The organism is Pseudomonas kribbensis (genome assembly GCF_003352185.1).
GTDB lineage: Bacteria > Pseudomonadota > Gammaproteobacteria > Pseudomonadales > Pseudomonadaceae > Aquipseudomonas > Aquipseudomonas kribbensis.
The window spans coordinates 4,166,021-4,190,950 of sequence record NZ_CP029608.1 but is presented as its reverse complement, the minus strand read 5'-3'; the positions used below and the strand labels follow the sequence as shown (position 1 = coordinate 4,190,950).

At 62.0% G+C, this 24,930-nt stretch carries 20 protein-coding genes; 10 read left to right on the top strand and 10 right to left on the bottom strand.

Features of this window, described 5'->3' with window-relative positions:
- Window positions 1-48: 48 nt before the first annotated feature.
- Entirely contained in the window at window positions 49-531 is a 483-nt protein-coding gene (locus tag DLD99_RS19045) for a hypothetical protein (protein WP_114884309.1), read from the bottom strand.
- A gap of 169 nt (window positions 532-700) precedes the next feature.
- Here DLD99_RS19045 and DLD99_RS19040 point away from each other — a divergent pair, with 169 nt between their 5' ends.
- The 5 genes from DLD99_RS19040 to DLD99_RS19020 all read left to right on the top strand — a co-directional run bounded on the left by DLD99_RS19040 (window position 701) and on the right by DLD99_RS19020 (window position 5,011).
- On the top strand, window positions 701-1,366 hold the full coding sequence (locus tag DLD99_RS19040; protein ID WP_085712570.1) for a ribonuclease T2: 666 nt from the start codon (window positions 701-703) through the stop codon (window positions 1,364-1,366).
- A gap of 138 nt (window positions 1,367-1,504) precedes the next feature.
- Window positions 1,505-2,002 (top strand): PAAR domain-containing protein, encoded by a 498-nt coding sequence (locus DLD99_RS19035; RefSeq protein WP_085712569.1) that lies wholly within the window; start codon window positions 1,505-1,507, stop codon window positions 2,000-2,002.
- A 3-nt stretch (window positions 2,003-2,005) separates the two neighbouring features.
- The gene (locus DLD99_RS19030; protein ID WP_085712568.1) at window positions 2,006-2,734 is read left to right on the top strand and encodes an alpha/beta fold hydrolase; all 729 of its coding nucleotides are present in this window, start codon (window positions 2,006-2,008) and stop codon (window positions 2,732-2,734) included.
- A complete protein-coding gene (locus DLD99_RS19025; RefSeq protein WP_170931632.1) occupies window positions 2,734-3,249 on the top strand; it encodes a hypothetical protein in 516 nt (171 codons plus the stop codon). The genes DLD99_RS19030 and DLD99_RS19025 overlap by 1 nt, the downstream gene beginning before the upstream one ends.
- 190 nt (window positions 3,250-3,439) lie before the next feature.
- The gene (locus DLD99_RS19020) at window positions 3,440-5,011 is read left to right on the top strand and encodes a sensor domain-containing diguanylate cyclase (protein ID WP_085712563.1); all 1,572 of its coding nucleotides are present in this window, start codon (window positions 3,440-3,442) and stop codon (window positions 5,009-5,011) included.
- 57 nt (window positions 5,012-5,068) lie between these two features.
- Here the strand turns inward: DLD99_RS19020 and DLD99_RS19015 are convergent, their stop codons facing one another.
- From DLD99_RS19015 to DLD99_RS19000, 4 genes are all read right to left on the bottom strand, one after another.
- The gene (locus DLD99_RS19015; protein ID WP_114884307.1) at window positions 5,069-5,365 is read right to left on the bottom strand and encodes a hypothetical protein; all 297 of its coding nucleotides are present in this window, start codon (window positions 5,363-5,365) and stop codon (window positions 5,069-5,071) included.
- 81 nt (window positions 5,366-5,446) lie between these two features.
- On the bottom strand, window positions 5,447-7,870 hold the full coding sequence (locus tag DLD99_RS19010) for a TonB-dependent receptor (protein WP_114884305.1): 2,424 nt from the start codon (window positions 7,868-7,870) through the stop codon (window positions 5,447-5,449).
- Window positions 7,871-7,969: 99 nt separating this feature from the next.
- Entirely contained in the window at window positions 7,970-8,929 is a 960-nt protein-coding gene (locus DLD99_RS19005; protein WP_114884303.1) for a FecR domain-containing protein, read from the bottom strand.
- Window positions 8,929-9,435 carry a sigma-70 family RNA polymerase sigma factor gene (locus DLD99_RS19000; protein WP_114884301.1) on the bottom strand — a complete coding sequence of 169 codons (507 nt, stop codon included), beginning with the start codon at window positions 9,433-9,435 and terminating at the stop codon, window positions 8,929-8,931. Before DLD99_RS19000 ends, DLD99_RS19005 begins: the two co-directional genes overlap by 1 nt.
- 229 nt (window positions 9,436-9,664) lie before the next feature.
- Between DLD99_RS19000 and DLD99_RS18995 the strand changes: the two genes are divergently transcribed.
- Window positions 9,665-10,105 (top strand): carboxymuconolactone decarboxylase family protein, encoded by a 441-nt coding sequence (locus DLD99_RS18995; protein ID WP_085712558.1) that lies wholly within the window; start codon window positions 9,665-9,667, stop codon window positions 10,103-10,105.
- A gap of 4 nt (window positions 10,106-10,109) precedes the next feature.
- Here DLD99_RS18995 and DLD99_RS18990 read toward each other — a convergent pair whose 3' ends face one another.
- The 3 genes from DLD99_RS18990 to DLD99_RS18980 form a co-directional block, all read right to left on the bottom strand.
- Entirely contained in the window at window positions 10,110-11,702 is a 1,593-nt protein-coding gene (locus DLD99_RS18990; RefSeq protein ID WP_114884299.1) for a DHA2 family efflux MFS transporter permease subunit, read from the bottom strand.
- The gene (locus tag DLD99_RS18985) at window positions 11,699-12,820 is read right to left on the bottom strand and encodes an HlyD family secretion protein (RefSeq protein WP_114884297.1); all 1,122 of its coding nucleotides are present in this window, start codon (window positions 12,818-12,820) and stop codon (window positions 11,699-11,701) included. Before DLD99_RS18985 ends, DLD99_RS18990 begins: the two co-directional genes overlap by 4 nt.
- 96 nt (window positions 12,821-12,916) lie before the next feature.
- The gene (locus tag DLD99_RS18980; RefSeq protein ID WP_114884295.1) at window positions 12,917-13,681 is read right to left on the bottom strand and encodes an AraC family transcriptional regulator; all 765 of its coding nucleotides are present in this window, start codon (window positions 13,679-13,681) and stop codon (window positions 12,917-12,919) included.
- A gap of 97 nt (window positions 13,682-13,778) precedes the next feature.
- On the opposite strand from DLD99_RS18980, the gene DLD99_RS18975 reads away from it, so the two are divergent.
- From DLD99_RS18975 to DLD99_RS18960, 4 genes are all read left to right on the top strand, one after another.
- Entirely contained in the window at window positions 13,779-14,912 is a 1,134-nt protein-coding gene (locus DLD99_RS18975) for an MFS transporter (protein WP_114884293.1), read from the top strand.
- Window positions 14,913-15,017: 105 nt separating this feature from the next.
- The gene (locus DLD99_RS18970) at window positions 15,018-16,745 is read left to right on the top strand and encodes a ShlB/FhaC/HecB family hemolysin secretion/activation protein (protein ID WP_114884291.1); all 1,728 of its coding nucleotides are present in this window, start codon (window positions 15,018-15,020) and stop codon (window positions 16,743-16,745) included.
- A gap of 94 nt (window positions 16,746-16,839) precedes the next feature.
- Window positions 16,840-21,309, top strand: a complete 4,470-nt coding sequence (locus tag DLD99_RS18965; protein ID WP_114884289.1) for a hemagglutinin repeat-containing protein — start codon at window positions 16,840-16,842, stop codon at window positions 21,307-21,309.
- Window positions 21,310-21,454: 145 nt separating this feature from the next.
- On the top strand, window positions 21,455-22,183 hold the full coding sequence (locus DLD99_RS18960) for a class II aldolase and adducin N-terminal domain-containing protein (RefSeq protein WP_114884287.1): 729 nt from the start codon (window positions 21,455-21,457) through the stop codon (window positions 22,181-22,183).
- A gap of 1 nt (window position 22,184) precedes the next feature.
- Here DLD99_RS18960 and DLD99_RS18955 read toward each other — a convergent pair whose 3' ends face one another.
- Both DLD99_RS18955 and DLD99_RS18950 read right to left on the bottom strand, forming a co-directional pair.
- Window positions 22,185-23,219 carry a GlxA family transcriptional regulator gene (locus tag DLD99_RS18955; RefSeq protein WP_114886748.1) on the bottom strand — a complete coding sequence of 345 codons (1,035 nt, stop codon included), beginning with the start codon at window positions 23,217-23,219 and terminating at the stop codon, window positions 22,185-22,187.
- Window positions 23,220-23,232: 13 nt separating this feature from the next.
- The gene (locus DLD99_RS18950; RefSeq protein WP_114884285.1) at window positions 23,233-24,894 is read right to left on the bottom strand and encodes a choline dehydrogenase; all 1,662 of its coding nucleotides are present in this window, start codon (window positions 24,892-24,894) and stop codon (window positions 23,233-23,235) included.
- Between the last annotated feature and the right edge of the window lie 36 nt (window positions 24,895-24,930).

Here is a 24,930-nt window from a genome sequence, read left to right as displayed (position 1 = left end):
CAGCTTTCAGTTGGCTGAGGCGCGGATTACAGTTGCGTCAGGTTCAACCTACAATCCAAGTCCTTCCTGGACCACCAGCAGCAGATTGTTTTCCGTCAGCGCAATCGCATCCAGTTGTTGACCGGTCTCGATGGTCTGCAACCACCAGTGACTCTCGCCATGTTCATCGACGGTGCGCAGCAGTGAAGTTTCCTTGCCCGGCAGGACAATTTGCACACGCCCGGCACCGTCTTCGGTGAATCGCGCAATGGGATCGAACGTCAGGCTGTGATGGTTGGCTTCGATGATCAACTGGTCGATGGCGTAGTCGTGGGGCTCGCCGTCCGGTGAACTTTCGCAAACATGGGTAGGATTTCGCCGAATCTTCAGTCCCACCTCGGTGACCGGTTGCAACCAGCCTTCGATGCGGTGATACAGGTCGTAGACCACCGCCGGCCAGCAATCGATTTCCAGTTCGGCGCAGGTGATGTCGTCCGCGTGAGTGTGCCGGGTTTGCTTGAGCTTCGCGGCGAGTTCGTCTGCTTTACTCATTTCGGGATCCCTGTTTGTGGTGTCTGCTTATTAATCGTAGACCTTTCAACGTAGTACAGCTTTGCCTTGCGTCATGCGCTTGCAACACTGGCATGACTCAATCAGCCCCTGACCATTTGACGGTCAGACCACAAAAACCACGGACGCACGCGTCCCAAGGAACGGGAACATGAAAAAGCTTTTTACAATTATGGCGCTGATTGCGCTGACGGTCGGTAGCATCGGCCTGAGTTCGGCGCGCCAGTCACACGCCAACAAGGCGCCGACGGAGTCGGTGGCGGGGGTGTTCGATTACTACCTGCTGACGCTGTCCTGGTCGCCGACGTTCTGCCTCACCCACAAGGACGACCCGCAATGCACCGGCAAGGGCTACGGTTTTGTCCTGCACGGTCTGTGGCCACAATACGCCAAGGGCGGCTGGCCGGAATCCTGCCCGCCAGTGACCACGCTCTCGGCCGCTGAAACAGCCAAGGGCATGACGCTGTTCCCGACGAAAAAACTCCTCGACCACGAATGGAGCAAGCACGGCACCTGCAGCGGCCTGGGTGCGATGGGCTACTTCGACGAAGCGGACAAAGCTGTGGCGGCGGTGACAATCCCGCAAGAGCTGCAACCGTTCAGCAACTCTTATTACTTCGAAGCGCAGGAAATCGCCGACCTGTTCCGCAAGAGCAATCCGGGCATCCCGGCCGACGGCATCGCCGTCATTTGCAGCGGCCCGGAGCTCTCGGAAGTACGGGTGTGCATGGGCAAGGATCTGCAATTCGGTGCGTGCGGCAAGGGTGTGAAAACCCAGTGCCGGGCGGGAGATATCCGGGTGCCGCCGTCGCGGTAACGCAATCGGTTACCGGCCATAAAAAACAGGCGCCTTTTCAGGCGCCTGTTTTTTTGCGTGCAGATTTGATCGGCGTCGCGACTTTGTTCATGCTGCGCGCCCTACGGATGATGACGCGATACTGCAAGGAGCTTTTTCATGAGCGGAAAACCCGCTGCCCGAGTGACCGACCCGACAGCCTGCCCATTACCGGGACATGGCACCAACCCGATTGTCAGTGGTTCGCCGAACGTGAATTTCGACGGGCTGCCCGCTGCGCGTATGACGGACAAGTCGGCGTGCGGCAGCCCGATTACCGGTGGCGTTTCCTCGACGGTTTTTATCAATGGTCTGAACGCCGCCACCCTGGACAGCACCGGTGGTCACGGGAATGTGGTTATTGGTGGATCCGGCACGGTCATTATTGGCGATACCGTGACGAACGCACCCTTCAGCGGCCTGTTGCCAATGCCGGTGCACTTCACCGACAAATTGCAGTTGGTGAACGACACCACCGGTGAACCGATGCCGAATCATCCGTACATGATCCAGCGTGCGGACGGTCGGATGGAGCACGGCGTGTCCGATGCTGGCGGTTTCACCCACACGATCAGTTCGCATCTTCCGGAATCCATCAAACTGTTTCTGGAGGAATGAGGCATGTGTGCGGAAACGGTTACGTGCGAGAAAGGCAACAATTACAAGCTGCACAAGGAACATACGCTGACGGACAAGAAGGACGTCAGTGTGAAGGCTGTTCCGGTGGAGAGTACCAAGGCGGTTGTTGTGTTTGTGGGAGGTGCTGGGGATAAGGAGAGTTACTATTTTTCCGGGCCATATGGAAACATTCAAGAAGCACGTAAGTACTTCGATGAGCGCGTTCAGGATTTGGCAACGGAGGGGAAATATAAATCGGATTGGTTGGGGTACAACCAAGTCAAAGGAAAGAAAGATATTCAGCGGTATGTTTTGGGCCTGATCCCTTACAAGAGCTGCCCCGTATATATCGTTGGTCACAGCCTCGGTGGCTGGAATGGCGCGCACCTGACAAAGATCATGTCTGAATGGGGATACCGGGTTCAGATGCTGGTTACCCTTGATCCTGTGGGAGAGGGCGCTTTGGTCTGGTTGGGCTCAGATATTTATTTTGATCGTCCTGACCCGGTTGCGGCCAATTGGGTGAACATCAAGGCTACGCCCAGCAAAAGAGACTCTTCAGATGGTGTCGCCGACTTTGGCGAGAAATGGCTTATCACTTGTGGCCCGTCACTGAACGTGAATGTGGATACCAATCATGCAAACGCTTTGGGTCTGTTTACCGCACGTATTGCGGGAAACAAATCTGCTGGTGATCTGCTGTTTGACTCGATCATGGAGGAATTTTCCTGATGTTTAGATTGTTCGTTTGCCTGCTTATCGTGATCTGTTCGGGTTGTGCAAAAGACCATGCATGGCCTCCAGCGAACTTGAGCTATGTCTCAGTTGAGAGAGACAGGTCTTTATATGTAATCAGATATCAGTCGAATGTTGATGTCTTGGATCTTTTTGGCCGGGGAGAAAGGGTAGGAATGGCTTCAGGCATGCTTCATTGTGCCTTGGCTGAAGATCAGGATTTCTCGGTTGGTAAAGCGATTCGGTTTTCAGCGTTTGGCCTGATATCGCCCGATAAAAGAGACGGAGCCCCAGCGGGATACTCTTATCTGACCCATGCTTTCATTTCCGAGACCTCTAGCGACCGAAGCTCGGAAAGATACTTGTCAGTGGCAGAAATCAACCAACTCCTCTCCGGCAAACAACAAATCCCCTGCAAAGTCGTCGTCACCGCTTACGGCTACAAACCCTACTACTCAAACACCATGAACCTCCCGGTCGCAGACCTGCTGCGCGAAGTCAACAAGCCCTGAGCCGGCTTGAGGCGTGTGGCCTGAAAAATAAATCGCCTCGCAGGTCATCCATTTCCACTGCGCGCCGATATCAACGGGGTCGGGATTGTCTCGGTGGCACTTGGTTGCCCCGTACTATCCGGTGGGCTACGCTCACAAAAAACAAGGGTTTCGGGCCTTTGCCCCTGTCGTACCTGCCCAGGACACGCTTTTGCCTATCCCCATACACGATCCGCATCAGGCCCCCGGCGGCACTCTCAAGCGTTTGCCCCTGCGCAAGGCGGCGGTGCTGTTCATCGTTGCCGTGTGTCTGTGCCTGTCCGGTTTGCTGTATTTGCAGATCGAACAGTCACGGCGGCAGGATCTGGCGAATGCGCAGATGGCCTCGGCCAACCTGACCCGGGCGATGGCGCAGCAGGCCGAAGACACTTTTCTGGCCGCCGATCTGGTGATGACCAGCCTGGTCGACTGGATTCAGGAAGACGGTTATGGCGCGGCGCAGAGACCGCGCCTGCAGAGAACCTTCGCACGCCGGGTGCAGCAGCTGGAGCAGTTGCACGGCATGTTCCTGTTCGATCGCGAAGGGCAGTGGGTGATTACCTCATTCCCTGATCTGCCCCGCGGCAACGGCGTGGCGGATCGCGAGTATTTCAAATATCACCAGCAGAACGTGTCGTCCGTGGCGCACATCGGCCCGGCGATCCGCAGTCGCGAAAACGGCGAGTGGATCATCCCGATTTCCAAGCGAGTGAACGACCACGCCGGCAATTTTCAGGGCGTGCTGATGGCCGGCATCAAGATGTCGTACTTCGACAAGTTCTTCAAAAGCTTCAGCCTGGACGACAACGGCACCATGTTCCTCGGCCTGACCAACGGCACCTTGCTTGCGCGCCGGCCGTTCGACGAGTCCTTGATCGGCACCTCGCTGGCCAAGGGCGAGATCTACCAGACATTGCTCCCCAACGCCTCGGCCGGTACGGCAATGATCGATTCGGTGGTCGACGGGGTCACGCGCCTTTATGGCTATCGGCAGCTCGAAAGTTATCCGCTGGTGGTGTCTGCCTCTTCATCGCGGGACACGATTCTCAAGGGCTGGCATGACCGTGCCTTTCAGTCCAGCGTGATCGTGGCGCTGGTGATGCTCGGCGTGGGGCTGTTTGGCTGGGTATTCATCCATCAGGTGCGCGACGGTGAGCGGATCGAGAAAAACCTGATCAAGGCCCAGCGGGCGCTGGAGCTGATTGCCACGCACGACAGTCTGACCGGACTGGCCAACCGGCGCCTGTTCGAGCAGTCGCTGGAGATTGAGTTCGCCCGGGGCGCCCGGCAATCGAGCCCGGTCAGCCTGATCATGCTCGATATCGATTTCTTCAAGCGCTACAACGATGCCTACGGCCATGTGGCCGGCGACCATTGCCTGACCCAGGTTGCCCAAGTGGTGAAGAACTGTTGCCAGCGCAAGCCCGATCTGGCGGTGCGCTACGGTGGCGAAGAGTTCGCGGTGCTGTTGCCGGACACCGACATCAATGGCGCGCTGGCGATTGCCGGGCAGATCCGCCGCAGCGTCATGGACAAACACATCACCCACAGCGGCTCGCCCACCGGTTACCTCACCGTGAGCCTGGGCTGTTATTCGTTCATTCCGCTGGGCAACGACAGCCCGGAGCTGTTCATCCAGCGTGCCGATGCCGCGCTCTATCAGGCCAAGAACGCGGGCCGCAATCGCGCGGCGGTGTTGTCCATGGACGGCGGCGTTGGCGAGTTGATGCGTTCGGATCGCTGACGGAAAAGGGTTCAGACACAGGCCATGATGCGCTCACCATGGCCTGCTCTTGTTCGTTCAGCCGCCGGTACCGGCTCCGGAACCACCCGTTCCGCCACCCGCTGCGCCCGTTCCACCACCCGCGCCCGAACCTGAGCCGCTGGCGCTGCCGTTGGTTCCGGTTCCTGTTTTCATCCCGTCGGATGGGCCGTCGTTAGGTCGTTTAGTGGTGTTGTCCGGCGGCATGCTCGTCCCGCCGTTGGCGCCGGACTGGGTGCCCGACGTGTTGGCACCGTCATTGGCGGCAAAACTGGTGGCGGAGGCTGTGGCCAACAAACCGGCCAGCAGCATCGAGGTCAATGTGCGCGTCTTCATGGTACGTCTCCAGAAAGGGGATTTACCTGATATTGGTCTGAAGCGCGCCTTGCTTGGTGCCGACCGGGTGACCAGTGGTACTCAGAAATCCACGGTGGCCGAAACCTTCAACGTGCGCGGTGCGCCCTGGGTCAGGTAGCCGCCATTGGCCGAGGCCCAATAGGCTTCGTTGGCGACGTTTTCCAGATTGGCGCGCAGGGTGATCTGCTTTTCATCGAGTTTGAAGGCGTAGCGCGAGCCGAGATCGAATCGGTTCCACGACGGGATGCTTTGGGTGTTGGCCGCGTTCAGGTACTGGCCGCCGGTGCGCAACATGCGGGCGCTGAGGGCTGCGCCTTCGAGTCCCGGAACATCCCAGTCGGCGCCGATGTTGAACTGGAAGCGTGGCACGCCAATGGCGCGGTTGCCGTCGTTGACGCCGTTGCTGCTGCCGTCGAGTTCGGTCTTCATCACGGTCGCGCCGCTGAGCAGGCGCAGGCCGTCGACAGGTTCACCGTAGACGTTGAGTTCCACGCCCTTGTTGGTCTGTTGGCCGTCGACCCGGAAGATCCCGTCCTGGGTGTAGCTCGATGGTTGCTCGATGCGGTAGACGCCGAGGCTGGCGCCATAGCTGCCCATGTCCAGCCGTACGCCGGCCTCGACCTGCTTGCTGCGCACCGGGGCGAAGGTTTCGTCGCGGTTGATCGCGCTGGTCGGCGGCGTCGGGCCCTTGGCCAGGCCTTCGATGCGGTTGGCGTAAAACGACACGTGTTCCCAGGGCTTGATCACCAGACCGTAGACCGGAGTGGTGATCGATTCGTCGTAACTCGAAGTGCGGGCCCCGGTGGCCGTGGCCCAGCCATCGACCTTCATTTGCTGGCGGCGCAGACCGAGGGTCAGCAGCACGCGGTCGTCGAGAAAGCCGAGGGTGTCGGAAATCGCTTCGCTGCGCAGGGTGTTCTTGCCGACGACGCGCGGATCATTGATGTCACCGGCGAACGAGGTGGCCGGCGGGCGCGGCTTGTCGGTGACGTTGTACAGATTGGTGGGGTAGCGCGAGGCGTTGCCGATGGTTTCGAACGCCGAGCGTTGCTCGCCCCAGATGCCCGCCCAGCCGAGGTTCAACTGATGGCTGACGGGGCCGGTGTCGAAATGGCCGTTGAGGCCGGCCATTGCACTTTGGTTGTCCTCGTCGTGGGGCGGATAGAGCATGCCGCCACGGGCGTTGCCGTTGAGGTCAGTGACGGTCAGCGACGAGTACACGCCGTTTTCCCGGGTGTGCTTGGCGCCACCGGACACGTAGGCGGTCCAGTTATCGTTCAGGTCGTATTCGGCGCGGGCCATGCCGAAGGTGTCTTCGAGCTGCGAGTAGCTCCAGCTCTGGGCGTAGCTGGCGTTGGCGTGCGGCACCTTGGGGGCTTTGCTCAGGCTTGAGTCGACATAGATCACCGAGCGACCCTGATTGATCACCTGCTTCTGATAGCCGAAGTCGGTCGAGACTCGCAGGCGCTCGCCGCGGTAGTCGAGGCCGACGCTGAACAGCGACGAACGCTGGTCTTCTTGATCGACGGCGGTGTCGCCTTCGCGCTGCATCAGGTTGATCCGGGCGCCGAAGCGGTTGTCTTCGCCAAAGCGCTGGCCGAGGTCCAGATGCGTGCCGACCCGGCCGTCGGCGCTGTAGTCGAGGGTGACGCTGCGGGTCGGGGTGTCCAGGGCGCGTTTGGGTTGCAGGTTGATCCCGCCGCCGATGCCGCTGCCGCTCGGGGTGACACCGTTGACGAAGGCATTCGGGCCCTTGAACAGCTCGACCCGGTCCAGTGCTTCGGTGGCGATGATCTGCCGGGGCAGCACGCCGTACAGGCCGTTATAGGAAATGTCATCGGAGGCTAGTGGCAGACCACGGATCATGAACATCTGCGAGAAATTGCCGAAGCCGTTGGACTGGCGCACCGAGGCATCGTTGAGCAACACATCGCCGATGGTTTGCGCCTGCTGATCGGCCATGGTCTTGGCGGTGTAGCTGGTGACGCTGAAGGGCAGGTCGTTGACTGCCTGATTGCCGAGCATGCCGACCTGCGCGCGACGGGCGACCTGTTCGCCGCCGTAGGTGTCATCGCTGCTGTCGTGCAGGGCGCTGACGGTGGTGGCGCCAAGTTCCAGCGCACCGTCCGCCGCAACTTTCGGCGCCACGGTGTAACCATTGTTGCCGGTGCTGATCAGTTCGAAACCGCTGCCGTCCAGCAGCCGGGCGAAACCGCTTTGCGCGGTGTAATTGCCTTGCAGGCCCGGGCTCTGGCGATTACCGAGTTGTGCCGGGTCGAACGACAGCGGCACGCCGACGCTCACGGCAAATTGCGCCAGCACGTGGCTGAGCAGGCCCGGGCCGATGTTGACGGTCTGGCTCGCACTTTCGCTGACGCTGTCGGCTGCGTGGCCGACAGTCGGCAACAGTGCGCCGAAAGCCAGGGCCAGGCTCAGGGCCTTGAACGGAAAAGTAGCGGGGCGGGGCGTGGGCAATGCGGTCATTCGGCGATCCTGTCGGGCGCGTGGAATTGAAAGGTCTATCCACTCACCGGACGAGGCGCGAAAAGGTATCAGTGAACATTGAAAGTTTTTTCCGAAGGCTCAGACGCGAGGCTCCACCGACAGCCAATAGCGGGTCAGGCTGTTGATGTTCAGCGGCAGGGTGTCGCTGAGCAGACGCAGGCTGGCGTCGGTGTCGCGCAGGGAAAACGCGCCGGACACACGCATCGCCGCGACATCCGGATGACAGCGCAAGACGCCGCGACGATAGCGACTCAGTTCGCCGAGCAATTCGTCCAGACGCATGTTGCTGGCCAGCAGCATGCCCTTGTCCCAGGCCAGGCTGGCGGTGTCGAAGGTTTCGGCGCTGTCGAAGCCGTTCAGCTTGAAGCGCTGGCGTTCGCCGGCCTTGATGATCGCGTTTTGCTTGAGCAATTCCGGGGTGATTTGCACCTGCCCTTCCAGCACCGACACCAGGCTGCGCGAACCCTCGGTGCGCACGCAGAACCGCGTGCCGAGCGCGCGGGCGAGGCCTTGTGGGGTTTCGACAATGAACGGGCGGGCGGCAGCATCGTTGGCGGTGTTGATCAGCACTTCGCCGTTGAGTAACAAGACTCGGCGCTCGACCGGGCTATAAGCGATGTTCACGGCGCTGTCGGTGTTGAGCAGCAATTGGGTGCCGTCCGGCAATTGCAGGTTCTTTTGCTCGCCGACGGCGGTGCGCTGGTCGGCAGTCCATTGCTGCCACGGCACATGTTGCGAGGCGATGCCCAACGGCCCGGCCATCAACAGCAGGCCGAGGCGGGTGAGGGTCTGGCGACGACTGAGGCCTTCCTTGCGCGAAGCCCGTTGCAGGGTCTGCATCGCTACATTGGCCGGCACGCTGCGCAAATCACCGAGCAGGGCTTCGGCCCGTTGCCAGGCGATGGCGTGTTCGGCGCTGCGGCTGCGCCATTGGGCGATGGCCTGATGATCGGACGGCGAAGCGGTTCCCGAATGCAGCTGCACCAGCCAGTCGGCGGCTTCACCGAGAATCTGCGGATTGATCATCGACGAACTCATCAGGCGACACTCAGGCAGGCAATGAACGCGGCGCGCATGTGGCGTTTGACGGTAATCAGCGAAACATTCAGGCGTGTGGCGATCTGCGCGTAGGTCAGGCCTTCGATCTGCGACAGCAGGAAGGTGTCGCGGGTCTGCGCCGGCAACTCACGCAGCAGGGCTTCGATGCGCCAAAGGGTTTCGAGAATCAGGTAGCGGGTTTCCGGCGACGGCACCTCGGCGACGGGCAGGCTGGCGATGGTTTCCAGGTAGGCGCGCTCGATGTCCTGACGCCGCCAGCGGTCGATCACCAGACCTTTGGCAATGTGCGTCAGCAGCGCCCGGGGTTCGTTGCCCAGCGGTTTGACCACCTGACGGCTGAGCAGGCGTAAAAACGTATCGTGTGCAAGGTCGGCCGCATCGCAGCGATTGCCCAGCTTGCGCTGCAGCCAGCCCTGCAGCCACCCGTGGTGTTCGCTGTAGAGCGTCTGGACTTGCTGATTCAATGGCGGATCAAAAGGCGACATGGGCGGCAGATACTCGTTGCGGGCATCCGATGCCTGGCTGCAATTAGAGTGCAATTAAGAATGGATCGCATTCTAGTGGCGCGGAACGAGCGCTGGCAATTGCCCTGTTGCACTTTCTTTTCTGGCGCCAGAAAGGAGTGGCCTACCCGTCTTCCGGGAGATTGGCTATTTGTTTGGCCCCGCCCCGGGACTAACGTAGCCACACATTCACTCGCCCCGGAGAACCACCATGAAACCTCGTGCCGATTTCTACACCGCTTCCCCAGATGCCCTGAAAGCGATGATCGCCCTGGAAACCGCCGTCTCGAAACTGCCGCTGGAAAAGACCCTGATCGAACTGGTGAAACTGCGCGCCTCGCAAATCAACGGCTGCGCGTTCTGCATCGACATGCACACCGCAGACGCGATCAAGGGCGGCGAAACTCCACGTCGCCTGTTCGCCGTGACGGCCTGGCGTGAAGCGCCATTCTTCACCGACCGCGAACGCGCCGCGCTGCTGTGGACCGAGTCCCTGACCCAACTGAGCCTGACCCACGCTCCGGACGAAGATTACGAAGCCGTCGCTGCCCAGTTCTCGCCAAAAGAAATGGTCGACCTGACCGTGGCGATCAGCACCATCAACAGCTGGAACCGTCTGGCCGTGGGCTTTCGCAAAACCCCACAAGCCTGATCGGTCAATGTGCATCGGCACTCGGCGCGGCTGGTGGTTGCACCTTGCGCATCAAGGGCACCATCGCCGTGGCGATCACGAAGCACACCATGATCATCAGGAACGTATCGCCGTAGGTCTGGGTCTGCGCCTCGCGGTAGGTCAGCAGCCATAACTGATGCAGGCCGGCGGTGATGCCGACGTCACCGCTCTGACCCAGTGCGGCGAAGTTGCCGCCGACCTGGGCCAGCCACTGATTCAAGGCTTCGTTGCTGCTGTTCAGATGCTCGGCCAACCGGGTGAAGTGCAGGTTGGTGCGGTCGTTGAGAATGGTCGCGCACGCGGCAATCCCGATTGCACCGCCCAGGTTGCGCATCAGGTTGAACAGGCCCGAGGCGTGCTTCAACCGTGCCGGCGCCAACCCACCCAATGTCAACGTCACCGCCGGCGGCACCGCCAGTTGCTGGGCAATCCCGCGCAAGGCTTGCGGCAACATCAACTGCCCGGCCCCCCAATCGTGGGTGATCGGACTGAACTCCCACATCGACAACGCGAACAACGCCAGGCCCGCCATCATGATCCAGCGCAGGTCGAGTCGGTTGGCCAGAAAGGCGTACAGCGGAATCGCCATGATCTGGAACACCCCGGTGGAGAAAACCGCCAGGCCAATGTCCAGCGCGCCGTAGCCGCGCACCCGGCCGAGAAACAACGGCGTCAGGTAAATCGTCGCGAACAGGCCGATGCCGGTGACAAAGGAAAAGAAACAGCCGAGGGCGAAATTGCGATCCTTGAGGGCGCGCAGATCGACGATTGGATTGGCCACGTGCAGCGTGCGGCCGACAAACGCCACGCCAGCCAGGGCGCCGATCCACGCGGTGGTCAGAATCGTTTGGTCGCTGAACCAGTTCCAGCGCGGGCCTTCTTCGAGGGTGTATTCCAGGCAACCGAGAAACAGCGCCAGAAACACCATGCTCAGATAATCCGCACCTTTGAGCAGCGACAGTTCCGGCTTGTCGATCTTGACCAGCATCGGCACCGCCACGGCGACGAAAATCCCCGGCACCAGGTTGATGTAGAACAGCCAGTGCCAGGACGAAATGTCGGTGATCCAGCCACCGATGACCGGGCCCAATGTCGGCGCCAGCGAAGCCACGGCGCCGATGGTCGCGGCAGCAATCACCCGTTGTTTGCCAGTGAAGAAAAAGAATGCGGTGGTGAACACCAGCGGAATCATCGAGCCGCCGAGAAACCCTTGCAGCGCCCGAAAGGCAATCATGCTCTGAATGTTCCAGGCTGCGCCGCACAACAGGCTGGCGAGGGTAAAGCCGACTGCCGAGGCGCAGAACAGCCAGCGCGTGGAGAACACCCGCGACAGCCAGCCCGACAGCGGAATCACGATGATCTCAGCGATCAGGTAACTGGTCTGCACCCACGCCGTTTCATCGGTGCCGGCGGACAGTCCGCCGCCGATATCCCGCAGCGAGGCCGAGACGATCTGGATGTCCAGCAGCGCGATGAACATGCCGATGCACATCGTGGCGAAGGCAAACACTTTGGTCGCCGTCGCCATCTCGGCGGCATTGAACGGCTGCGCGGGGACGGCGAGGGAGCGGCTCATGGCGCGCTGGCCACGGCGGTGGTTTCAGGTTGGGCGCGAGTGTCAACTTCCGCAGTCACCGACAGGCCCGGACGCAGATGGCCGAGCACACTGTCGGCGGGGTCGAGCAGAATCCGCACCGGCACCCGCTGGACGATCTTGGTGAAGTTACCGGTGGCGTTTTCCGGTGGCAGAACACTGAACTGCGAACCGGTGGCCGGTGCGAGGCTGTCGAGGCGGCCATGGAATTCCTGGCCGGACAACACGTCGGCATGGATGCTCACGCGCTGGCCCGGTTTCATCCGCGCCAACTGGTCTTCCTTGAAATTGGCATCGACCCACAGACCGCTGGCCGGCACCACCGACAACTGTTGCGAACCGGCCTGGGCATAAGCGCCGACCCGCGCGCGACGGTTGCCGATCACGCCGTCGACCGGGGCGCGCAGTTCGGTGTAGCCGAGGTTGAGTTGCGCCAGATCCCGTTCGGCCCGGGCTTGCTGGAGGGCGGCGCGGGCCTGTTGTTTCTGGGTTTCGATCACCGAGAGTTGGCGTTGCGCAGCGAGCAATTCGGCCTGGGCCTTGGCGCTCAGGGCTTGGGCAGTTTTGAAGGTGGCGTCGGCCCGTTGCGCGGCTTCCACCGAAACCGCATTGGTGGTGACCAGACGTTTGTAGCGTGCGTTGTCGTCCCGGGAACGGGCGGTTTCGGCGCCGGCGGCATCGATGCCGGCGCGGGCCTGGCCGATCACTGCCTGTTGCAGTTGTTCAGTGGCGTCGAGGTTGGCCAGCAGCGCTTCTTCGGCGGCGACGGCGCCTTCGGCCTTGGCCAGATTGGCGCGGTAGTCGCGGGCGTCGAGGCGGATCAGCACGTCGCCGGCTTTCACGGACTGGTTGTCGCTGACCAGCACCTCTTCGATGTAACCGGCGACTTTCGGCCCGATCACCGTGACATCGCCGCCGATGTAGGCATCGTCGGTTTCTTCGAGAAAGCGTCCGGTGCCCCACCAATGCACGGCATACAGCCCGGCGAACACCAGCGCGGCCAGGCCCGCAGTGGGCAACAGCAGGCGTTTGAGCAGGGGAGGTTTGGGAGCGCTGACCGGAACGGCGAGGTCGGGTTCAACGGTGGGCATGCTGGTCATGGCGTAATACCTGCGAAGCGAGGGTGTTATTACGGCTGTAATATGACGCGAGTAATATTTTGTGGCAATTGATTTTTATCGCCGGTCGTCAGTTGCTTATCTGAGCCAGGTGCCGGGTGTGCTGCCGGTCATGGATTTGAAGAACGCAATGAATGCGCTGTCGCTGGCGAAGCCCAGTTCAAACGCGCAATAGCCGAGATTGCGCCCGGTGGCGAGCAACTCCATGGCGCGCATCAGTCGCCACTGCTGGCGCCATTGCTGATAGCTCATGCCGGTTTCGCGCTGGAAGATCCGGCCGATGGTGCGGCTGCTGGCGCCGATCTGTTGCTCAAGCACTTGCAGCTCCGGGGGGAGTTGTTCGGGTGTGGCAAGAAGCGGCGCCAGACGTTTGTCCCGGGGCAGAGGCAGGAGCATCGGTTGCTGCGCCGCCTCGCGGATTTCACTCAGGCACAGCCCCAGCAAGTGGACGAATTTGCCCTGCTGCCAATCGGTGCCGAAATCAGCAATTGCCATCGGTTCCAGCACCGCGCGCAGCAGTGGGCTGACCTCGATCACGCAGACCTGTTGCGGCAGTTCGCGGCACAACTCGGGCGTCAGGTAGATGGAGCGGTAATCAACGCTTTGCTGCATCACCGCCCGATGCGTGACGCCACCGGGAATCCACGCCGCCCGGGACGGCGGCAGCAGACACAACTGCTGCGCCAGCGTAATGCGGGTGCAGCCCTGTCGGGTGTAGAGCAGTTGCCCGCGCTGGTGCCGATGCAGGCCTGAGTCGTGATCGCCGAGGGTGGAAGCGATGCCGACTACCGGCGCCGGGAAGCGATCCGGGTAAAAACGGTCGTGGGCTTCGAGCCAGGCCATGGGTTGTCCGATTTCAACGATAAATTGTCAGGGTTTGGATAATACGCCAGCCACGGCTTTTTAAACTCCCCGGCGTTTTTGTTGAGGAGTCATGGTGATGAGCCATAGAACGTTTTTGATGTTGGCGATTGCACTGCTGATGTTTCCGCAGATCGCCCAGACGTTGTTCAGCCCGGCGCTGGGGGATATCGGTCGGGCGTTCGATGTCGGTCCGCAAGTGGCGGCGCAGACATTGTCGGTGTACTTCCTGGCGTTTGCCTTTGGCGTGGTGACGTGGGGGCGGGTGTGTGACCGGATTGGCCGGCGGCCTTCGATGCTCGCCGGTCTGGCGATTTATGCGGTTGCCTGCGTGCTGGGCTTTAGCGTTCGCAGTTTCAACGGCTTGTTGATGACCCAGGTGCTGGCGGCATTCGGCGCTGCTGTTGGTTCGGTGGTGACCCAGACTTTATTGCGCGATCGTTTTCGCGGGACCGAACTGGCCCAGGTGTTTTCTCTGGTGGGCATGGCGCTGGCGGCCAGCCCGGCCATCGGTCTGTTCAGCGGGGCGAGTCTGGTTCAAGGCTTCGGCTATCGCGGCGTGCTCGTTGCGTTGTTGCTGCTGGCATCGATCTTGTGGATCTGGAGTTGGCGCAACCTGCCGGAAACCCGTCCGTCGCAACTGACCTCCGTCGGCCTGTTCGCAACCATGGGCGACATGTTGCGTGATCCCGGTATCTGGCGTTCGGCACTGTGGATTGCATCGTTCAACGTTGCGTTGTTCAGCTATTACAGCCTCGGACCTTTCCAGTTCGAACGTCTCGGCCTGAGCGGCGAGTGGTTCGGCTACAGCGGCGTGATGCTCGCGTTGGCCTCAGGGTTTGGAGCATGGTTTAACAAGAAATTGCTGCAAATCGGTTGCCGCCCGCTGCAGTTGATTCGCCTGGCAGCGCTGACCGGTTTGCTCGGTGGCATCGGCGTGTGGCTGCTGCAGGCGCACGTTTGGTTCGTGCTGCCGATGCTCCTTGTGGTACTGGCGTTCGGCATGGCAATCCCGAATATCCTCGGCGCAGCCTTGCGCAATTACACGGATCGTTTGGGCACCGCCGGTGCATTGCTGGGGCTGTTTTATTACCTGCTGATCGGTGTGGGATTGATGTTGGCAGCGTGGTCTCAGGCCCTCGGGGAAACCCTGATGATCTGCAACTTGCTGGCGTTATCGCTGGCGATCCGTGCTAAAAACGCATTTGTTTAAGAAATGTAAGCAATGTAGGAAGCGTCTTGCATTTGTGTAGGAAGGCTCTGACTATCACTGCAATTGATGGGGTGGCATTAAGCCATTTGATTGCAAGGATGTTGAGTGCCGTATTCGATTCGCGCTGTTTCTCGTCGTAGTTATCTGCCTCGTCCGCTGTTGTCGGCCTTGTTGTTGAGTGTGTGCGCGCCCAGCGTTTTCGCCGCCGAACTGTCGAATCCAGGCCAGGAAGTGTTGCGCCAGCAGCAACAGCAACAGCGCGATCTGCAACAACTGCAACTCGAACAGCGCAAACGGCAACTGGAGCGCGGCGCGTTCGGCCCGACGCCTGCCACCCCGGCCATTCCCGATTCGATCAAACCCGACGAACGCTGCTGGCCCCTGAGCGGCACGCGCATCGGCGGGGTCACGCTGATCGACAAAGACCAGCTCAACGCCCGGATCAAACCGCTGCTGGCGCCGTGCATGGGCGTCGGCCAGATCAACCATCTGCTGGCGACCATCACCGCGCTCTACGTGGAGAAGGGCTACATCGCCAGCCGGCCATATCTGAGCAGCGCGCCGGCGGCGGGGCAGTCGCTGGATATCCTGATCGACGAAGGCTACATCGAGTCCATCGAACTGGCCGACCAGAGCCTGCCGGTGTCTCTCGGTGGCGCATTCCCGGGCATGCTCGGCAAGCCGCTGAATCTGCGGGATCTGGAGCAGGGCCTGGATCAGTTGAACCGTCTGCGCTCCCTCGATCTGACCGCTGACATCGCCCCCGGCAGCCAGCCCGGCGCGTCAAAAATCGTCTTGCGTTCACGGACCTCCGGGCAGTCGCGCTGGGCCCTCGGCGCCGGTTTCGACAACCTTGGCAGCGCCAGCACCGGGCGCGATCGCAACACGCTGAGCCTGAGCCTCGACAGTCCGCTGGAACTAAACGACCTGTTGAGCGTGAGTGCCAGCGACACCCTCAACCAGGGTGATCGCTACAACCGCAACGCCAGCCTCTATTACGCAATTCCTTTTGGTTACTGGACGTTCAGTACGTTCGCCAGCCACGCCGAATACCGTGCGCCGTTCAAACTTTCGGGCACGACGCTGTACAGCACCGGCATCACCGATCAGCTCAGCCTGCGCGCCGACCGCGTGTTATGGCGTGATCAGAGCCATCAGCTCAGCGCCAACCTGCAACTGGCGCACAAGGATGTCGACAGCTATCTGGAAAACGTTCGCCTCGGCATCCAGAGCCCGACCCTGACCGTGGCCGAAGCCGGGCTCAATCTGTTCTGGCTCGACCGCGCGGTGTGGAACCTGGATTTCAACTACGCCCAGGGCCTGCGCTGGCTCGGTGCCGACGACGATGCCGATCATCAGGTCAAGAACCTGCCCAAGGCACAGTTTCGCAAGTACCGCGCCGGCCTCAGCCAATGGCGCAACGGCCAGTTCGGCGCGCAAGCCTGGCAATGGCAGAGCCAACTGAACGTGCAGTACAGCCCTGATCCGCTGCCGGCCATCGAACAACTGCTCGGCACCGACGATTCCGCCGTGCGCGGTTACCGGGTCAGCAGCGCGTCCGGCGCCAGCGGTGCGATCTGGCGCAACACTCTGCGCCTGCCGCTGCACAGCGATTTGCCGGTGCAGCTCACCCCGCGTGTCGGTCTCGACCACGGCTGGATCAAGGCCGATCACGGCGCCCCGGTTCAACGCCTGAGCGGCGCCAGTATCGGCCTCAACCTGGGCTGGAAAAACCTGCAGGTGGATGTCGATTACCAACGCAGTCTGAACACCCCGACCGGCCTGCACCGCGAGCCTGAAACCTGGCTGATGCGGGTCGGATTACAGATATGAACGTCAGTGAACAACAGCCATCGGACCTGAGCGCGACAGCCGTGGCCTTCAACTCAACGCGCAACGTGATGCCGCACTACATGGAGAGTTTTTTATGCCAATGAATACCTTTGCGTTTCATCTTTCCCCACGGGGCAAACTGCGCTGGGCCATCGCCAGCCTGTTCCTGGTCGCTCACCTGCCGGGCGCCATGGCCGGCGGTGTGGTGGTCGCGCCCGGCCCCGGCGGCACCGCGCAACTGCAAACCCAGGGCGGCGTGCCCATCGTCAACATCGTCGCGCCGAACGGCTCGGGCCTGTCGCATAACCAGTTCCTCGACTACAACGTCGACCGCCAGGGCCTGGTCCTGAACAACGCCTTGCAGGCCGGACAATCGCAGCTTGCCGGGCAACTGGCGGCCAACCCGCAATTGCAGGGCCAGGCCGCGAGCGTGATCCTCAACGAAGTGATCAGCCGCAACCCGTCGGCCATCAACGGCGCCCAGGAAATTTTCGGCCGCGCCGCCGACTATGTACTCGCCAACCCGAACGGCATTTCGGTAAACGGCGGCAGTTTCATCAACACGCCGAACGCCAATCTGGTGGTCGGTCGTCCCGAGCTGAACGACGGCAAGCTGCAAGCCTTGAGCACCCGCGACGCCACCGGCCAGTTGCAGATCCAGAGCGGCGGCCTGCGCAACGGCGAAGGCTCGATCAACCTGATCGCACCACGTATCGACAGCCAGGGTGCGATCACTGCACGTGATCAACTGAACCTCACCGTCGGGCGTAATCAGATCGACTACTCCAGCGGCCAGGTGAAAGCCGTGGACCCGGCGGGCAACACCACCGATCAACGGATCGACGCCAGTCTGTTCGGCGCGATGCAGGCCGGGCGCATCAACATCGTCAGCACCGCTGAAGGCGCGGGTGTGAAGGTTGGCGCGGTGCAAGTCGCCGGGCGTGACGGTGTACAGATCCGTTCGGCTGGCGACCTGAGCGTCAGCGGCCAGGCGATCCCGGACAGCCTCGACGTGACCCGCGCCGGCATTCGCAGCAGCCAGGGCGATGTCGGCCTGCACAGCGGCAAGGACCTGACGCTGGCTGCCACCGATGTCAGCGGTCGCGACGTGAAGGTCGATGCCAAGCGCAACCTGACCCTGACCACCGTCGAAAGCCGCAAGCTCCAGGAACAACGCGAAAACTGGAACAACAGCACCATCGGCATCACCTGGGAAACCTACGAGCGCACCAAGACCGACAGCGATTCGCGCCAGCACGGCAGCCAGATCATTGCCAGCCGCGACGCGCAACTGTCGTCCGGCAAAGACACCGAACTGAAGGCCGCCAAGGTCGAAGCGAAAAACAACCTCAGCGTGCAAAGCGGCGGCGACCTGCGCCTGACCGCCGCCACTGAAAGCCATGTGCAAACCGATCAGGGCAAGCACCGCAAACACCTGTGGAAAGCCGATTGGGACAGCAGCAGCGAAGAACAGCGCAGCGTCACCAGCCAGTTGAAGGGCGGCAACATCGCCCTGCAAACCGCTGCACTGCTGCGCTCCGAAGGCGCCGAAATCGACAGCGCCGGTGACCTGCAACTGGCCGGCAAACAGGTGGAAATCACCACCGCGACCCGCACCAATCGCAGCAGCGACAACCGCTATTCCGGTGATCTGGTCGGCGGCGGTTTCTTCGGCAAGACCGGCGATGCCGACAAGGGCCAGACCCAGCATCAGGGCAGCAAGATCAACGCCGCCGGCAAACTGCTGGTCAAGGCGGACGACGTGCGCATCAGCGGCAGTCAGGTGCGTGGCGCCAAGGACGCCAGCGTATTCAGCGACAACGGTTCGCTGACCATCGACGGCGTGCAGGACACTTCGCACAGCAACAATCACGACAAGGACAGCAAGTTCTTCGGCATCACCAAGGACGAGTCGCGCCAGAACAGCAAGGACAGCACCACGGTGCGCAGCGAGCTGGCTTCCGACAGCAACCTCAAGTTGAAAAGCGCCAAGGACATTGAAGTCGCCGGCTCCACGGTCAAGGCCGGCGGTTCGCTGACGGCGGATGCGGCCGGTGACGTGAATGTGCATTCGACGCAGAACACCCATGACAGCAGCAACAGCACCCAGACCCGTGGCTTCGACGCCTACGCCAAGGAGCAAACGGCGGAGCAGTATCGCGCCGGCGTGCATTACGAAGACAAATCCCAAACCGTTACTGCCAATGACATCACCCAGCAGAGTTCCAGCCTTAGCGGCGGCACCGTGCAGGTGAAGGCGGGCGGCGACGTGACGCTCAAGGGCGCCGAGGTGAAATCCACCGCTGGCGACACCACCCTGAGCGGCAAGAACGTCTCGTTGCTGGCCGAGCAGGACAGCCACAGCACCTCGACCGAAACTCGCACCACCGGCGGCGGCTTCTACTACACCGGCGGCCTCGACCGCGCGGGCAGCGGCGTGGACTTCTCGCACAGCACCTCGCAAGACACCACCGCTAAAAACACTGCGCAAACCACTGGCGTGCAGAGCAGCGGCAGCCTCAACATCAATGCGGACAAGCTCACCACCGAAGGCGCGCAGCTCAAGTCCGGCAACGGTCTGAACGTCGTCGCCAATGAAGTCGACAACCGTGCCGCCAGCAACACCGAAAGCAGCACCCACAGCGAGAGCAACTGGTCGGCCGACATCGGCGCCAACGTCGAGTACAAAGACATCGCCCGGCCGATTGCCGGCGCGGTGAAAGACGTGCTCGGCGGCAAGGTGCCGGACAAGGACGCACTGGCTAATCTCGGTCAGCCGAACGTCGGTGTCGACGTGGCAATCGGTCATGCCAGCGCCGATAAAACCGGGCAGAGCAGCAACGCGGTGGTCAGCCGTTTCGACGGCCAGACCGTGGACGTGAAGGTCGGCGGCACGCTGCACGACCAGGGCACCCAGTACAACGCCAGCGCCGGCAAAGTGAACATCAGCGCCGACAAACTGGTGGCCGATGCGGCCAGCAACACCCACAGCAGCACCGAAAAATCGGTGGATGCCAAGGTCGATGTGCGCGTCTACACCAAGACCGGTGAAGACGTGAACGTGGCCGGCAGTGGCGCGGGTGGCAGCAGCCAGTCGAGCAAGGACAGTTCCGCGGCGGTGGTCGGCGGTTACGCCGGCAATCAGGGTGTGAACATCAATGTCACCCGCGATGCACAGTTCGAAGGCAGCCGTTTCGACGGCGGGCAGGGTGGTGTCAGCATCAAGACCGGTGGTGACCTGGCGCTGAATCAGGCCAACGACCGTCAGAGCAGCGACAGCTCCAGCCTGCGCGGCAACGGCTCGCTGACCGTCGGCACCTTGCCGGGCACCGACGGCACCAACGTCGATCTCGGCGCCGGGTTCCAGCTCGATCACAAAGGCAACCAGACCACCGACACCCAGGCCCACGTCGCCAGCCTCAGCGGTAACGGTCCGGTGCAACTGAGCAGCGGCGGCAATCAGGTTCAGCAAGGCACGAAAATCGACAGCGCTGGTGCTATCGACCTGAAGGCTGATGGCAAGCTCGATCTGCAAGCGGCCACCGACACCCACGTCGCCACCGGCAGTAATCTCGGCGGTGGCCTGAAGGCGGGCGGCAGCAAGACCAGCAGCGAGAAGAGCCGCGATCAGGGCGGCAACCTCAGCGGCAACTTCAACATCGGTCGGGTCAATGAGAACACGCAGACTCTTACCGGTGGCCAGCTCAACAGCCAGAACGGCATCGCGTTGAGCGGTGATTCGGTGCGCCTGCAAGGCACCCAGGTCACTGCGCCAAACGTCAGCATCGACGCGCAGAAGGGCGGTTTCGTTCAGGAGTCCGCGCAGTCCACCGACAACCGCAACAACTGGAACGTTGCGCTGAACGCCGGTGGCAATCTGAGCAAAAGCACGCCGACCGCCGCCGATGAAAAAGTCAGCAGCGATCATGGCTTCAATGCCGGGGCCAAAGTGGGCGTGGATTACCTGCAAGGCACCACCCAGCAGAACAGCCAGATCAAGGCTGACACTGTGGTGTTGAACAGCGCGGGCGATGCGAGCCTGAGCGGTGCGCGGATCGATGCGCGCAATGTCAGCGGCAACGTGGCCGGTGATCTGTCGGTCGAGAGCCGTCAGGACTCCAGCACTCACGCCAAGGTCGATGTGGATCTGGGCCTGACTGCCAAGAAGACCCCCGCAGACGACAAAGGCAAACTGGCCGGCACCGACTACAAGCCGACGCTGAAAGCCGAAGGCGAATACGCGCACAAGGACAGCGTCAAACAGGCTTCCGCCATCAGCGGTAGCCAGGGTGTGAACCTGACTGTCGGCGGCGCTACGCAACTGACCGGCGCGCGGATTTCCGCCACGGAAGGCAAGGTCGATCTGGGTGGTTCGAAGGTCAGCAGCACCGACCTGAGCAACCGCGACTACGGCGTGAAAGCCGGCCTGGATCTGCCACACAAAACCGAAGAAAACGCACCGAAGGTTTCCCTTGAAAACGGCAACCTGAAAGTCGGCCCGGTGACCCTGAGCGGGCATCTGGACAGTCAGTCCCTGCAAGCAGGGATCGACGAAAAAGGTTGATTCACCATCAGTGAAACCGGCGGGGGCGAGCCAGCTCGCTCCCGCTTCTGATGTGCGCCTCTCTCAAAACGGCAGCCACTGTCGTTTCCCGTCAAGTCGATGAATGCATGCGCTCTACACTCGGATGAAACCGGGAGGCCGCGCCATGCACGACAACGTCGAATACCTGAGAATCCAGCTGGCCTGCGCCCTGCGCTGGGCCGCGCGCTTGAACCTGCACGAGTCCATCGCCAATCATTTCAGCGTGGCCACTTCACCGGACGGTCGCGAGTTTCTGATCAATCCTTACGGCAAGCATTTCTCGCGAATTCGCGCCAGTGACCTGCTGTTGCTCGACGCCGACGATCCGGCCAGCCTCGACCGCCCGGACGCCCCGGACATCACCGCCTGGGCCTTGCACAGCGCCTTGCACCGCAACCAGCCCCAGGCCCGCTGCATCCTGCACACCCACAGCAAATACGCGACGACGCTGGCCTGCCTGAAGGACTCGCGGCTGCCACCGATCGAGCAGAACAGCATGCGGTTTTTCGAGCGGGTGGCGATCGATGACGGCTTTGATGGCATGGGGCTTGGAGAGGAGGCGGAGCGGGTGAGCAGGCTGCTCGGCGACAAACCGATCCTGCTGATGGGCAATCACGGGTTGTTGGTCGCGGCGCCGAGCGTGGCCCAGGCGTTTGATGATTTGTATTACTTCGAGCGCGCTTGTGAGGTGTACATCATGGCGTTGGCAACCGGGCGTGAGTTGCGGGTGGCCAGCGATGAAGTGGCGCGCAAGACCTGTCGGCAGTGGCTGGATTATCCTGGGTTTGCCGACAAGCATTTCATCGCATTGATGGGCATCCTCGATGAGGAAGAGCCGGCGTACCGGCAGTAACTCACTCCTGTGACACGTGCGCCTTGCTCAACGGCTGGCGCATCACCGGCGCGCTCCACGCCTGGCGCCGGTCCTCGCTCGGCGGGCAGCCGAAACGTGCGCGGTAAGTGCGGGAGAAATGCTCCAGCGAGCCAAACCCCGAACACGCCGCCACCTGGGCCACGCTCATTTGCGTCTGTTGCAACAGGTTGTGCGCCCGGGCCAGGCGCAGGGTGATGTAGTACTTGAGCGGCGAGAGCCCGGTCTGATGTTTGAACTGGCGCTCCAGTTGCCGCCGGGACAAACCGACTTCACTGGCTATCGCCTCGCAGTCCAGCGGTTCTTCCAGCGCCTTTTCCATCAACTGCACGGCGCGGCGGATCTTGTTGCCGTACATCCCGCTGTTGCCCAGGCCGCCGTCGAGCTGATTGTCCGCCGGGGCGCGCATCTGGCCCATCAGCAGGTGCAGGCCGATTTCCCGGGCCAGGTCCGGATCGAGGCGCTGGCCGATCCAGCCCAGCAGCATGTCGAGAATGGTGGTCGCGCCGGCGCAGGTCAGGCGCTGGCGTTCGAGGGTGTAGAGCTGCGGTCGGGCGCGGACCTTGGGGTAACTTTCCTGAAAGCCTTGCAGGTTGTCCCAATGCACCGCCGCTTCGTAGCCGTCGAGCACACCGGCCGCCGCCAGCAATTCAGTGCCGGTTTCCACGCCGATCAACACCGCACCGAACAGCGCCTGCTTGCGCAGCCAGCTCTTGAGCGCGGGATTACGGCTATGTTGATGCACCTCGAAACTCGCGAGCACCACGCAGGCGTCGAAGGCCTGCTCGTTGCTCAAGCCGTCCTCGGCGATGCTCGCCAGACCGTTGCTGGCCGTCACCGGGCCGGGCTGCAACGACAATAGCGTCCACTCGAACAGCGTGCGCTGGCTCAGCCAGTTGGCGATGGCCAGCGGTTCCAGCACCGCCGCCAGACCGAAATTGGAAAACGCCGGCAACAACAGCACCGCCACTCGCAGCGGTGCTTCATGGCGCGGTACAGCTTCAGCGGATCGGGTCATCGCCATCTCTGCCTTATCGTTGTTCGGTCTGCCAGTGCGGATGGGTCCACACCGGTACATCGGCGGCTGGCAGCGGGGCGAGGTTGCGGATCAGGTCGCTGGCCTTTTCCGCGATCATCACCGTCGGCGCGTTGGTGTTGCCGCTGACGATCACCGGCATGATCGATGCGTCCACTACGCGCAAGCCGTCGAGGCCGTGCACTCGCAGTTGTGGATCGACCACGGCTTCAGGGTCGCCAATCGGCCCCATCTTGCAGGTGCCGCTGGCATGGTAGCCGGTTTCCGTGACTTGCCGCGCCCAGGCGTCGAGCTCGGCGTCGGTCTGCACCGAACGGCCCGGCACCAGTTCTTCACCCTTGAACGGGGCCATGGCCGGCTGGTCGAGGATTTCGCGCACCAGCCGTGCGCTGGCGCGCATGTCGGCACGGTCCTGCGCGGTCTTCAGGTAGTTGAACAGAATCCTTGGCGGCCGCCGAGGTTCGGCGCTGTGCAACGTCACGCTGCCGAGACTGGTAGGGCGCATCAGGTCGATGTGGATCTGGAACGCATGGGTCGGCACCAACTCGACACTGCCGGGTTGCACGGCCAGCGGCATGAAGGTCAGTTGCAGGTCCGGGTGCTCGACGCCGGCGCGGGAGCGCAGGAACGCGCCGGCCTCGAAATGGTTGCTCGCCGCCAGACCATCGTGACGCACGAACCAGCGCGCACCAATCCACCATTTACCCGGCGCGGTGGTCCAGCGATACAGCGAAACCGGCTGCTTGCAGCGAAATTGCACGACTGCATCCGGGTGATCGTTGAGGCGTTTGCCGACACCGGGCAGGTCGTGCACGACGCTGATTCCGAGGTCGCGCAGTTCTGCCGCCGGTCCCACGCCCGAGAGCAACAGCAACTGCGGCGAGTTGATCGCCCCGGCGGTCAGCAGCACTTCCCGACGGGCGCGGACGGTGCTTGTTTCGCTGTTCTGTTCATATTCAATCCCGACCGCTCGCCGTCCCTCGAACAGGATGCGCGGCACCAATGCATCGGTCACCACCCGCACGTTGCCCCGAGCCAAAGCCTCGCTCAGATAGCCGCGCGAAGTGCTCCAGCGCCGACCGTTGCGCGTGGTGCGATCCACCGGGCCGAAGGCTTCCTGACGGTAGCCGTTCAAGTCCTCGCTGACGCCATAACCGGCCTCGGCCCCGGCCGCGATGAACGCTGCGCACAACGGTGTTTTGACATCGCCGGGAGTGACGTGCAAATGGCCGCCGGCACCACGATAGTCATCGCCACCGTCGGCGTGAGTCTGCGCACGCTTGAAGTACGGCAGCACCTCGCGATAGCTCCAGCCGGTGCAGCCCTGTCCGGCCCAGCCGTCGTAATCCCTGGCATGGCCACGGATGTAGACCATGCCGTTGATCGACGATGAACCGCCGAGGGTGCGGCCTCGCGGCGTGCCGATTCGCCGGCCGTCGAGGTATGGCTCTGGCTCGGACTGATAGCGCCAGTTGTAGCGCGAACCACCCACCACAAGGCCCACGGCGGACGGCATGTCGATTGTCCAGCTCCTGTCCTCGGGCCCTGCCTCCAGCAGCAGGATGCGCACGTTCGGGTCTTCGCTCAGACGATTGGCCAACACGCAACCGGCCGAGCCGGCGCCCACGATCAGGTAATCAAACCCGGTTTCGTCCATGGTTTGCTCCGTTCTGACAAATGATGAGGGAAGGGC